Source organism: Nocardia sp. JMUB6875, from assembly GCF_041154655.1.
In the GTDB taxonomy this organism is placed as follows: domain Bacteria; phylum Actinomycetota; class Actinomycetes; order Mycobacteriales; family Mycobacteriaceae; genus Nocardia.
The window spans coordinates 1-13,148 of record NZ_BAAFGR010000191.1 but is presented as its reverse complement, the minus strand read 5'-3'; the positions used below and the strand labels follow the sequence as shown (position 1 = coordinate 13,148).

Annotated in this window: 7 protein-coding genes; 2 read left to right on the top strand and 5 right to left on the bottom strand. The window is 70.6% G+C overall.

Annotated elements, in window-relative coordinates; genetic code table 11:
- The 4 genes from ACAM49_RS33685 to ACAM49_RS33670 form a co-directional block, all read right to left on the bottom strand.
- On the bottom strand, positions 1-485 hold a 485-nt coding region (locus ACAM49_RS33685), incomplete at its 3' end, for an AMP-binding protein (protein WP_369639588.1).
- Positions 486-746: 261 nt separating this feature from the next.
- The gene (locus ACAM49_RS33680; protein WP_369639587.1) at positions 747-8,081 is read right to left on the bottom strand and encodes an amino acid adenylation domain-containing protein; all 7,335 of its coding nucleotides are present in this window, start codon (positions 8,079-8,081) and stop codon (positions 747-749) included.
- Between the two features lie 233 nt (positions 8,082-8,314).
- Positions 8,315-9,295, bottom strand: coding sequence for a helix-turn-helix transcriptional regulator (locus ACAM49_RS33675; protein ID WP_040812987.1), 981 nt, complete (start codon positions 9,293-9,295; stop codon positions 8,315-8,317).
- 59 nt (positions 9,296-9,354) lie between these two features.
- Complete coding sequence (locus tag ACAM49_RS33670) at positions 9,355-10,107, bottom strand: M23 family metallopeptidase (protein ID WP_369639586.1); 753 nt, start codon at positions 10,105-10,107, stop codon at positions 9,355-9,357.
- Positions 10,108-10,392: 285 nt separating this feature from the next.
- Between ACAM49_RS33670 and ACAM49_RS33665 the strand changes: the two genes are divergently transcribed.
- Both ACAM49_RS33665 and ACAM49_RS33660 read left to right on the top strand, forming a co-directional pair.
- On the top strand, positions 10,393-11,436 hold the full coding sequence (locus tag ACAM49_RS33665) for a nitronate monooxygenase (RefSeq protein ID WP_369639585.1): 1,044 nt from the start codon (positions 10,393-10,395) through the stop codon (positions 11,434-11,436).
- 57 nt (positions 11,437-11,493) lie between these two features.
- Complete coding sequence (locus tag ACAM49_RS33660) at positions 11,494-11,886, top strand: SCO5389 family protein (protein ID WP_040812982.1); 393 nt, start codon at positions 11,494-11,496, stop codon at positions 11,884-11,886.
- A gap of 67 nt (positions 11,887-11,953) precedes the next feature.
- Here ACAM49_RS33660 and ACAM49_RS33655 read toward each other — a convergent pair.
- The coding region (locus ACAM49_RS33655) for a protein kinase (RefSeq protein WP_369639584.1) at positions 11,954-13,148 on the bottom strand (1,195 nt) is incomplete at its 5' end.

Genomic DNA, 13,148 nt, shown 5'->3' with positions numbered 1-13,148 from the left:
GTGTGGGCGGTCCGGGCGGCGATGCGCTCGGCGCGGGCCGGATCGTCGAGTTCGATCCAGTAGGCGGCGGTGCCGAGCCCCTTGCGGTGGGCGGCCAGGGTGACGCCGAACTTCGCGCCGGAATCGGTGAGCATGTGCTCGATGCGGTCGGCCGGGTAGGTCGGGTCCACCGGCAGATAGGTGGCACCGGTCTTGACGATGGCCCACATGGCCAGCACCGATTCCAGCGAGCGCGCGATGCCCATGGCGCACACATCGCCCGGGCCGACGCCCAGCGCGATCAGTTCGCGGGCCACGCGTGAGGACTGCTCGTCGAGTTCGCGGTAGGTGAGCTCGCGCAGATCCGCCGGATTTCCGGTGGGGTTGAAGCTGACGGCGACGGCATCGGCGGCGGATTCGACCGCGGCGGTGAGCAGTTGCCCCAGGAAGGGGCTGCCGGAACGGCGACGGCGACCACCGCGAGCTGATCTGCGAGCAGTATCCATCTTGTTGTTCACCTCACAGCTACAGAAATCCACACGCGTCGAAAAACTTCGACCGGCCCGAACCGACCAGACCGCGCGGCCGGGCGAACCGGGCACAGCATATCCGCGCGGGGCAGGTGCGGCGGTTCGAACCGGAGGGACTATCGGAGCCCCCGCCAGGTCGTTGCGGCTTGTGATCCGAGCCACAACTACTCGACGGTAGCTACCGTACGCGCCGCCGGGAGGTGATTCCGGCGGCGGCCTCGGTGATGTGGGTGCGGCCTATTCGGGCAGCACCAGGACGGTGGCGTGCTCCGCCCACGCCTCGGCGGCCGGGGTCGGGGCGTCGAGCACCAGCGCCCGAAGATCCTCGAGCGGAGCGGGATCCAGCTCGGGCAGCAGAGCGTGCTCGGTGAACAGGTGGGTCACCCATTCCTCGCCGAGCGCCTCGGAGAGGGCGGTTCCCGACTCCGGATCGACCAGGACCAGGGAGGCCCCGACCGCGCCCGCGGCGACCAGTTCGATCATGGCCAGCGCCGAATCCGGAGCGCCGTGGTGGAAGGTGCGGGATTCGAAGGTGAGGTCCAGGCTGCGGGCGCGGTCCACCACGGCGGCCAGGCCGTCGTAGGTGAGCGTGCCGTCCGCCGACCCGCGCGCCGCATCGTCGCCGCGCAGGGCGCGAATCCGATTGGCGTAGGTGACCGGTCGCGCCGATTCCGCGGCGATCTCGGCGGCCGTCTCGGGATCGTCGAGCACCACCCAGTCGATGCCGGACACGGATTCGGGCGCGAGGCCCACCGTGATGCCGACCTTCACGTCCTGGCCCGGCGCCTCGGCGGCGGCGAACGGCACCAGCATGGTGCCCGCCTTGAGCACCGCCCACACCGCGACCGCCTGATCCACACCGCGTTCCAGACGCACCGCGACGCCGGTGCCCGGGCCGCTGCCGCGGGCGATGAGCACCCGGGCCAGGCGGGAGGAGCGCGCGTCGAGGTCCTGGTAGGTCAGCGACTCCTCGCCCCACACCACCGCCGGGCCCTCCGGATCGTCCTCGGCGGCGGAGGTGAGCACCTGCGCCAGCGCCGCACCGCGCACGACGACCCCGGCGGGCTCGGGCACGGGCTGCGAAATCGACTGCACCACCGCGGATTCCACCGCGTCCAGCAGGACGATATCGCCGACCGGCAGCTGCGGGTCCGCCGCGACCGCGGTCAGCATCCGCTCCAGTGCCCGGGCGAAGGAATCGATGGAGGTTTCCTCGAACAGGTCGGTGTCGTAGTTGAGGATCACGGCCAGCTCGCCCGCCGCGCCGTCCACGCCGGGGCGCGGTTCGACGCTGATCTGCAGATCGAATTTGGCCGTGGCCAGGCCGGTTTCGACGGCGGCGACGGTCAGGCCCGGCAGTTCCAGCACCGGGGTCTCGGTGTTCTGCAGCGAAAGCACCACCTGCAGTAGCGGATTCGCGGTGCTGTGGCCGGGGGCCGCCAGCTCCGAGACCCGCTCGAAGGGGACGTCCGCGTGCGCGAAGGCCGAGAGGTCGGTCTCGCGGGCGCGTTCGACCAGCTCGTCGAACGGGGCCGTCGCGTCGACCCGGGTGCGCAGGGTCAGGGTGTTGACGAACATGCCGACCAGATCGTCCAGCGCGCGTTCGCCGCGCCCGGCGACCGCGGTGCCGATAACGACATCCGAGCTGCCCGACAGCCGCGACAGCCAGGCCGCCACCGCCGCGTGGACGACCATGAACAGCGACGCATTGTGCTGGCGCGCAACCTGATTCAGCCCGGCGTGCACCTCGGCGGGCAGGCTGAAGTCCAGCAGCGCGCCCCGCATGGCGGCGGCCGCCGGGCGCGGGCGGTCCAGCGGCAGCAGCGGGCGGACCGGCAGTCCGGCCAGCTGATCGCGCCAGTAGGCCAATTGCGCGGCGGCGGTCGAGTTTTCGTCGTCCTCGCTGCCGACGGTCGCGCGCTGCCACACCGCGTAGTCGGCGTACTGCACCGGCAGCGGCGTCCACGCGGGCGCGTCACCGGCGGCGTGCGCCAGGTAGGCGGTCATGAGATCGCGGGCCAGCGGCGCCATGGACGCGCCGTCGGCGGCGATGTGGTGGGCGACCAGGACCAGCAGGTAGTCGTCCGGATCGTCGCCGGTGATGAGGCGGATCCGCACCGGAACACTGTGGGCCACATCGAATCCGGTGCCGACCAGCTCGGCGATACGGCCGCCGATATCGGTGGCCCGCTCCACCTCGAGGCCGGTCGGGAGCGCGTCGGCGACCGACAGGATCTCCTGGTAGGCCGGCGCGCCCGGGGCCGACTCGGGATAGCGGGTGCGCAGCACCTCGTGGCGGGTGAGCACGTCCTCGACGGCCTGCCGCAGCGCGGGCACATCGAGTGCGCCGGTGAGGCGGATGACCATGGGGATGTTGTAGGCCGGGGACTCCGGATCGAGCTGGTTGAGCACCCACATGCGCTGCTGCGCCAGCGACAGCGGCACCCGCGCCGGACGCACACCGGCGACCAGTTGCGGGCGCGCGCCCGTGGCGCTGCCCGGAACGATGCGGGCCGCCAACCCGGAAACCGTTGCGGTCTCGAACAGTTCGCGCACGGCCACGGTGGTTTCCAGGGCCGCGTTGATGCGCGACACCGCCCGGGTGGCGACCAGCGAGTTGCCGCCCAGGTCGAAGAAGTCGTCGTCCGCGCCCACCCGGTCGACGCCGAGCAGTTCAGCGAATACGCCCGCCACGATCTCCTCGATCGGGTTCGACGCGGCGCGGAAGGCGCGCGCTTCGAAGGTCGGGGCGGGCAGGGCCTTGCGGTCCAGCTTGCCCGACGCGTTGAGCGGGAACTCGTCGAGCACCACGATCGCGGCCGGGACCATGTAGGCCGGAAGCGCCTGCGCCAGACCGGCCTTCAGCGCCTCGGCGGTGGTCGCCGCATCCGCCACCACGTAGCCGACCAGCTGATCACCGGTGTGGGCGTCGGCGCGCACCACCACGACGGATTGCGAGACGCCCGGCTGCGCCAGCAGCGCGGCCTCGATCTCGCCCAGCTCGATGCGCAGGCCGCGCAGCTTCACCTGGAAGTCGGTGCGGCCCAGGTACTCCAGCTCACCGTCGGCGTTCCACTTCACGAGATCGCCGGTGCGGTAGAGGCGTTCGCCCGTCCCGAACGGATCGGCGACGAAGCGGTCCGCGGTGAGGTCCGGCCGCTCGACATACCCGCGCGCCAGCTGCGTGCCAGCCAGATACAGCTCGCCCGCGACGCCGACCGGCACCGGGTTGAGCCGCGAATCCAGCACGTAGACACGGGTATTGAAGACCGGGCGGCCGATCGGCATGGAGACCGTGTCGGCGTCGGTGGCCTCGTGGTAGGTGACGTCGACCGCGGCTTCGGTGGGACCGTACAGGTTGTGCAGGCGCGCACCGGTGAGCTCGCGCAACTGGCGTGCGGTCGGCGCGGGCAGCGCCTCACCCGAGGCGAACACCTGCCGCAATCGTCGGCCCGCGGCGGCGAGCTCGCTGTCAGTGTCCAGCGTGGCCACGAAGGCCGAGAGCATCGACGGCACGAAATGCGCCGTGGTGACGCCCTGTTCGGCGATGATCTGCGCCAGGTACACCGGATCGCGATGCCCGTCCGGCTTGGCGACCACCAGCCGCGCACCGGTCTGCAAGGGCCAGAAGAACTCCCACACCGACACGTCGAAGGTCGCCGGGGTCTTCTGCAGCACAGCGTCTTCGGCGGTCAGGCCGTACTCGTGCTGCATCCACACCAGGCGGTTCACGATGGCCCGGTGCTCGACGGCGACGCCCTTGGGGCGGCCGGTCGAACCGGAGGTGAAGATGACGTAGGCGGTGTGCCCGGGTCGCAGCGGCCGGGTGCGGTCGGCATCGGTGACGAGCGCGGCGCTGTAGGCCAGCGCCGCCGTCTCGGTCCGCTCCATGGTGAAGGTGGTGACATCCCGTGCGCTGACGTCGAATTCGTCGCGCTCGGTGGTGAGCAGCAGGCGCGGGCGGGCGGTGTCGAGGATGTGGCCGATGCGGTCGATCGGCTGATCCGGGTCCAGCGGCACGTACGCCGCACCGGTCTGGAGCACCGCGTACATGGCGACGACCAGCTCGGTGGATCGGCGCATGGCCAGCGCGACAAGCGATTCCGGTCCCACACCCTGGGTGATGAGCAGCCGGGCCAGGCGGTTGGCCCGCTCGGACAGCTCCCGGTAGGTGAGCGTCTCGTTCTCGAAGATCAGCGCGACGGCGTCCGGGGTGGCCGTGACCTGGGCGTCGAAGCGCGAACCCAGGGTCGCCGCGGCGCCTTCCGGCAGCGTCGCCGCGACGTCGAAGGCGGTGGCGTTCCAGTCGGTCAGCACCCGCTGCCGCTCCCCCGCCGAGAACAGCGCGAGATCGCCGACCGGCGCGTCCGGCGCGGCGGTCACCGCGGCCAGCACCCGCTGCAGGCGCGCGGCCAGCTCGGCGACCGTGGCCGGATCGAAAAGGTCGGTGGCGTAGGAGAATTCGGCGGCCATGCCGGTCGCGTCGCCCTGCTCGTCGTGCGACTCCTGCAGGGTCAGCTGCAGGTCGAACTTGGCGAAGGGGATCTCCAGATTCGCGCCCGCCACCGTGAGCCCGGGCAGCTCCAGGCGGGTCGGGGCCATGTTCTGGAAGGTCAGCATGACCTGGAACAGCGGGTTGCGGGCCTGTGAGCGGGCCGGGTCCAGCAGTTCCACCAGGCGCTCGAACGGCACGTCGGCGTGGTCGAAGGCGCGCACATCGGTCTCGCGCACCCGCCCGACCAGGTCCTCGAAGGAGGCGGCCGGGTCGATATCGGTGCGCAGCACCAGGGTGTTGACGAACATGCCGATCAGGTCGTCGAGTTCGGCCTCGCCGCGCCCGGCCACCGGCGTGCCGATGGCGATATCGCGGGTGCCGGAGAGCCGGGCCAGCAGCAGCGCCAGCGCCGAGTGCATGACCATGAACAGCGTGGTGTTGCGGGTCTCGGCGAATCGCCGTGCGGCCGCGTAGATCTCGTCGTCGAGGCGGAAGGCGTGGGTGCCGCCGCGGTAGGAGGCCACGGCGGGCCGCGGCCGATCCCACGGCAGCACCAGTTCGTCCGGCAGATCCGCGAGCGCCTCGCGCCAGTAGGCGATCTGGCGGGCCAGCGGCGAATCCGGATCGTCCTCGCTGCCCAGCGATTCCCGCTGCCACACCGCGTAATCCGCGTACTGCACCGGCAGCGGCGCCCACTGCGGGGCCGCGCCCCGCATGCGCTCGGCGTAGGCGGACACCAGGTCGCGGGCCAGCACGCCGATCGAAACGCCGTCGGCGGCAATGTGATAGATCGAGGCCACCAGCACGTGCTCGTCGGGCGCGAGGCGCAGCAGGCGCAGGCGCAGCGGCGGCGCGGCGGTCACGTCGAATCCGGCGCCGACCACCTCGGCCACGGCGGCCACGATATCGGCCGCCTCGATATCGACGACCGGCAGCTCGGGCAGGGCCCGCGGATCGTCGAGCGGCAGCACCTGCTGGAAGCCCTCGCCGTCCACCTCCGGGTAGACGGTGCGCAGGACCTCGTGGCGCGCAACCAGATCCGCGGCGGCGGCCCGCATGGCGTCCACATCCAGCGTGCCGGTGAGGCGTACGGCCAGCGGCATATTGTCCACGGCGCTGTTCGGGTCGAAGCGGTTGAGGAACCACATGCGCTGCTGCGCGAACGACAGCGGCACCCGATCCGGGCGGGGCAGCGTGCCCAGTGCCGGTCCGGTCGGAGTGTTCCCCGCATCCGCGTCGAGTCGCCGCGCCAGCTCGGCCACGGTCGCCCCGTCGAAGAGCAGGTGCACCGGAACCCGCACGCCCAGTGCGGAACCGATGCGGGCGGCGGCCTGGGCGGCCAGCAGCGAGTTGCCGCCGAGTTCGAAGAAGTCGTCGTCCGCGCCGACCCGGGCATCCGGGTTGTCCGGAATCAGCAGGGCCGCGAAGACCTCCGCGACGATCTCCTCGGCGCGGGTCGAGGGCGCACGGAACTCACGCGCCGCGAAAACGGGCTCCGGCAAGGCGTTTCGATCCAGCTTGCCGACCGGGGTCAGCGGGATCTCGTCGAGCACCACGATGGCCGTGGGCACCATGTACGCGGGCAGCGATTCGCCGACGTGCGCGGCCAGCGCGGCGGTGTCCAGGCTCGCGCCCGGCCGGGGCAGCACGTAGGACACCAGCGCGGTCGCGCCCGAGGGCAGCGACTTGCCCAGGGTGGCAGCGAAATCCACATCCGGGTGCGCGCTCAGGGCATTGTCGATCTCGCCCAGTTCGATGCGCAGGCCGCGGATCTTCACCTGGAAGTCGGAGCGGCCCAGGTATTCGATGACGCCCGGGTTCTCGGCGTCGATCGGGGTGCGGCGCACCAGGTCGCCGGTGCGGTACAGCCGTGCGCCGGGAGCGCCCGCGGCCTCGCCGAACGGGCTGGCCACGAAGCGTTCCGAGGTCAGGCCCGGCCGCCGGTTGTACCCCTGCGCCAGCGCCGGACCCGACAGGTACAGCTCGCCGACCACGCCGTCCGGCACCGGCCGCAGCCGCGAATCCAGCACGTACGCACCGACTCCCGGAATGGCCGAGCCGATGGTGATGGCCTCGCCCGCCAGCAGCGGCGCGCTCGAGGTGGCCAGAATGGTGGCCTCGGTCGGGCCGTAGCCGTTGTAGAAGGACCGGGTGTCGCTCGCCCACCGCGACACCAGTTCGGGCCCGAACTTGTCGCCCGCGACCACCACGGTGTGCAGCTGGTCCAGCCCGGCCGGATCCACCGATTCCAGCGCGCCCGGCGTGATCAGCACATGGGTGACCCGCTCGCGGCCCAGCAGTTCGGCCAGTTCCACGCCGCCGAAGACCCCGGCCGGCGCGATGACGAGGGTCGCACCCGCGGTGAAGGTCAGCAGCAGTTCCAGCACCGAGACGTCGAAGCTCGGCGAACAGACGTGCAGCACACGCGAATCCGCGGCGACCCCGTAGTGCTCGCGCTCGGCGGCGACCAGCCCGGCCAGGCCGGAGTGGGTGACCACCACACCCTTGGGCTTACCGGTCGAGCCGGAGGTGTAGATGACGTAGGCCGGATGCTGTTCGGTCAGCACGCCCAGCCGGTCGGCGTAGGAGACGGGGTGATCGGGCTGCGCGGCGATCCGCTCCGCCTGCGCGGGCTCGTCGAGTTCGAGCCATTCGGCGGCGGTGCCCAGCGCGCCGCGGTACTCCCGCGTCGTCAGGCCCAGCACCGCGCCGGAATCGGTGAGCAGGTGTTCGATGCGGTCCGGCGGGTAGGCGGGATCGACCGGCACGTACGCCGCGCCCGTCTTGGCGATGGCCCAGACCGACAGTACGGACTCGATCGAGCGGGTAATGCCGATGGCGACCATATCGCCGGGCCCGACACCGCGGCCGATGAGTTCCCGGGCCAACTGCGAGGAGCGCGCGTCGAGGTCGCGATAGCTGATCTCACGCTGATCGGCGGGAAGACCCGTAGGATTGAAACGAATCGCAGTCACATCTGCGGCCGATTCCACGGCCGAGGTGAGCAGCTGTCCGAAGAGTGGACTACCGGACCGGCGCCGACGAGTACCGCGAGCAGAACGGCGGGCAGTATCCATACGCGTGCGATCACCTCTCGAGTCCGTCTTTTCCGCAGGCCGAAGGCACTCGGCACCACCCACGAAAACTGACGTCTGTACTCGGGACGTCGAGAGGGTCAGCGGATGAGATCAATACTATCGATGCGCACGAGTGTCCCCGAGCTGCCATCCGCTTTGACTATCGCTGAGCTGCAGCGATTGTTGCTGTGAAGTGACTTGCCCCACAAAATGGTTAGAGCCGGGCGGGTTTTTCAGAGCCAGCCGCGGCGTGTCGCCTGAACTCCCGCCTGGAATCGCGTGCTGGCGCCGAGGCGCTCGAGCAGACTTGCGGTGCGGCGCACCACGGTTCGGCGCGAGAGGCCCAGGCGGCGCGCGATGGTGTCGTCGGTGGCGCCCATGCTCATGAGCGTCAGGATCGCCTTGTCCCGTTCGTCCAGCGCCTCAGCGGGATTCACCGAAATCGGGGTGGCCATGAGCCACAGCGCGTCGAAAGTCTTGACCAGCAGGTCCAGCGTCGGCGACGGGCCGACGCGCACGCCCATGGGGTCGCCGCGGCGTTCGTCGGTGTGCAGCACCAGCACCGCGCGCCGATCGTCGGCGACGATCAGCTTCATGGGCGGATCGGGCAGCGTACGCGCCTGCGCGCCAACCGCATTGGTGGCCAGCACGTGCCGCAACCGCTCCGGATCCTGATAGATCGTCTCCTGGTACAGGGTGCGGTAGTCGATGCCCGCCTGGATGCGCGAGGATTTGAGCTCGAACATCCGCTCCTCGGTCTCCACATCGGAGAGGAACGGTCCGCGTTCCACCACCTTCACGCGGGCGTGCGCGGTGTGCTGCAGATCCTCGAAATCGGCCAGCAGCTGGCGGCGTTCGTACACGGCCACCACCGCGCCGTCGGCGTCGGTGGTGCGGCGCACCGAGCGGAAGGTCTCACCCAGGCGCGCGGCGGCCGACTGCATGCGCAGCATTTCCTGATTGCGGCGGCGAGTCTCGGCCTCCGACAACGCTTCCGGCGCGTGCGCGTCGAAACGCACCACGCCCTTGCCGTCGGTGAGCCGGACCGCCGCCTCGAGCTGGCACAGCGCCTCGAGCGCGGCCTCGGCCACGCGCGGCGGAATGCTCAGCCGCTCGGCCACTTCGAGCGCGGTCGAACGCGGATGCTGTACGAGCAGCGCGTAGGAACGCCCGGGCAGCGAGGCCGGGTCGAACAGATCGTCCAGTGTCGTCACCGCACCCACCGGCGTGCGCCGGTCCGGAAAGCGTCCGGGCGTGGGTACCGGTGAACGATCTACTGGTCCGGTCCCCACTGCTGCTGCATGAGAACGCCCTTGCTGGCTAGCCATGGCAGCGGATCCATCTTGTTGTCGGCGGCGTCCCAAATCTCGAGGTGGAGATGGGGACCTGTGGAATTACCGCGGTTGCCCACGGAGGCGATGACATCGCCGGTGTTCACGCGCTGTCCGGTGGTCACGTACATGTCGTTGACGTGGCCGTAGACAGCCGTGGTGCCGTCGTCCTGCTTGACGCGCACCCAGAGGCCGAAGCCCGAGGCGGGGCCGGCATCGATGACCGTGCCGCCCATGACGGAGTGGATCGGGGTGCCGATCGGATCGGCGAAGTCGATGCCGTAGTGCATGGCGCCCCAGCGCTGGCCGAAGCCGGAGGTGAGCTGGCCGTTGACCGGCTTGACCACGCCCGGGCCCGGATTCAGCTGCTGCTGCAGGGTTTTCAGGGTCTGCTCGGCCTGCTGCAGCGGCGCGGCGATCTCCGGCGGCAGATTCTGCAGGCCGAAGGGAGCCGGGTTCGGGGCGGCGGCGGCGACCGGCTGGGCCTGCGGCGTCTCGGCGACGGGCGCGGCGTCCGGCTGTGCCTGCTTCAGTTCGAGCGCGGTGTCCTCGACCGCGACGTCCTCACCGATGGTGGTCGGCTTCTCGTCGTGGGTGGGGAGCAGCGGGGCGGCGTGCGCCAGGGCGGGGACCAGTTGCGTCGCGGTGCCGATGAGGGCACCGGCGGCGACGGCCACGCCCGCGGCGGTCTTCACGCGATCGGCGGTGGAGGGATCGGCCCGGTGCCGTCGACGAGACGGGATGCCAGTGCGAGCAGCACCGGAATCACCAAGCAAATCCATGACAGTTACGGAGTTCGCGGTCGTTCGGTGGTGCGGCACTGCAAGTCCTAGCGTTCGGTGGGTCCGGTAACGATTCGGCATCGCTGTGACGGAAACTGTACTCGGTTGTGACCATTCCGCAACCTTTTGTGCGATAACGCCAGGTCGAGTACTCGAACCCTTGATCACAAAAGGTAACTCGAGAGGCACACTTGTGACATGGTTCTCGCTGAGTTGGGTACGCCGATAGTTCTCGCCCCGATGGCCGGCGGGCCGTCCACACCGGAGCTGGCCGCGGCCGTGTCCGAGGCGGGCGGGCTGGGGTTCGTGGCCGCCGGATATCTCCCGGCCGCCGAACTGGGCGCGCGGATCAAGGCCACGCGGGCGCTGACCTCGCGCGTCTTCGGGGTCAACCTGTTCTTTCCCTCTGAGCCCAGTCCGACCGCTCGGTTCTCTCCTTATATAGAGGAGCTGGCGCGCGAGTTCCCCGTCGGCGAGGCCAAGTACGACAGCGACGACTGGGACGCCAAGCTCGATCTGCTCATCGCCGATCCGGTGGCGGTGGTGTCGGTGACCTTCGGTTGCCCGTCGGCCGCGGAGATCGAACGGCTGCACGCGGTGGGGACCGAGGTGTGGGTGACGGTGACGACCGTGGCCGAGGGGCGGCATGCGGTCGCGGCCGGCGCGGACGCGCTCATCGCGCAGGGCGCGGAGGCGGGCGGGCATCGCGGGACCTTCGTGGACGATCCCGCCGACGACCTCGAGGATCCGCTCGGACTGCTCACGCTGGTGCAGCTGCTGCGGGCGGCCGTGGGGGTTCCGATCGTCGCGGCGGGCGGCATCTCGACCGGTGAGGCGCTCGCCGGGGTGCTCGCGGCGGGCGCGGCCGCGGCGCAGATCGGCACCGCGTTCCTGCGCTGCCCCGAGGCCGGGACCGCGCCGCTGATCCGCGCGGCCATCACCGCCGACACCCCGACCATGCTGACCCGCGCCTTCACCGGGCGGCGGGCACGCGGGCTGCGCAACCGGTTCCTGCTGGAGCACACCGGCGCACCGGCGGCCTACCCCGAGATCCATTACGCCACCGGGCCTTTGCGGGCCGCCGCGCGGGCCGGGGGCAATGCCGACGAAGTGAACCTCTGGGCAGGTCAGGCGCATTCGCTGGCGCCGGAGCTACCGGCGGGCGAGCTGGTGCGCAAGCTGTCGGCGGATGCGAGAAATGCTCTGGAGCGGGCACTTTCGTTGCGAATCCAGAGTTATTGACAACCGCTTTCATCTACAATCGGCTGACACCTTCCGCCATCCCATGAGGAGAGCGATATGTCACTCGACGTACCCACCGCACTACTCGAGCGCGCTGAACGCGGTGAAGTCAGCGACGCAGAGTTCGTCGAATGCGTCCGCAACTCGCTGCCCTACGCCTACGAGGTGGTCAGCCGGGTAGCCGCCGATCTGCGTTCCGGCACCGCGGAATTCGCCGACAACACCATCGCACCGCCCGATGAGACGGCCCGCGGCCAGCTCCTGCGCGCCATGGCCTCCGACGCCATCCGCGGCGGCCTCGAACGCCACTTCAACATCAAACTGGCATTCCAGAACTGCCACCGGGTAGCGGCCTTCCCCCTCTCCTCGGTAGGCAACGACACCTACACCACCTTCATCTCCACCCGAGCCCAACTCCTCAACCAGAGCCCCGAACTCCGCAACTGCTGACGGGGCACCCTAACGGCGCGACCTAAACCCGGTCGCGCCGTTCGGCGTTCACCGCTCCCGGCTTCCGTCACCGACGCCCCGCACCCCGGAACTTCCTGACCTCCCGCACCGCGAGCCAGATGAACAGACCCAGGGGCACAGCGAAGATCATCAGCGCGATCGCGGTTCCGATCGCCGCCGCCGCACCGTCGGCCTTCTCGGTGAGCACCACATCGATCCCCGCGGCGGTGAACAGCCCGAAGAACAGGATCAACAGCGGCAACAGGATCCACCACAGCACCCGCCACGCGCTGACCCGCGGCCGATCCCGCACCGACCCCGGCGTCCCCGCAGGAACGAAACCGGCGGGCTGCCCCGCGTAGGGCGACCCGTAGGCTCCCGCACCGAACACACCGGACGGCACCGCCCCGGCCGATGAGGTTGCGCCCCCGGGCATCCCACCGGACGATGTGCCGGACGGCAAGGACACCGCGCCCGAGCCGTGCGGCACACCCGGCAGCGGGAAGGGCGGCGGCGTCGCGCCCGGCAACCGTCTGCCGGGCGGCGGGGTCGCACCCACGGGCAGCCTGCCGGGCGGCGGAGTCGAGGCGCCGGAGTCGCGGTGGTCGGACGAGAAGACCGGGCGCGGCGTGGGCGTGGGTGTGGAGGCAGGATGGGGCGATCTGTAACCCGGAAGCGGTTCTCCGCCATCCCATTTCGCGGTCGGGGCGGTCCGGTTCTTGGCGTCCGCGGGTGCGGGAGGTCCGGAATCCAGCGCGGCGCGGGCGGCGGCGGCCAGGGCTCCGGCGCTCGGGTATCGGTGGGCCGGGTCTTTCGCCATGCCGCGCGCGATCACCGAGTCGAGGGCGGCGGGGACCAGGGAGCTGTGGTCGCTGGCGCGGGGCGGGTCGGCGGTGAGGTGGGCGGCCATCTGCTGGACGGGATCGGTGTGCGCGAACGGCTTTGCCCCGGTGAGGATTTCGTAGAGCAGGCAGGCCAGCGAGTAGACGTCGGACCGGAGGTCCTCGGTGCCGGAGAAGCGCTCGGGTGCCATGTAGGCCCAGGTGCCCACGGCCACACCGGCGCTCGTGATGGTGGCCTGGCCGACGCCGCGGGCGATGCCGAAGTCGATGAGGTAGGCGAACCCATTGGGGAGCGTGATGACGTTGGAGGGCTTCACGTCCCGGTGCACCAGGCCCGCCCGATGCGCGGCGTCGAGGGCCTCGGCAACCTGGCCTACGAGGTCGACGGCACGGGCGGGCCTGGTGCACCGGGACGTGAAG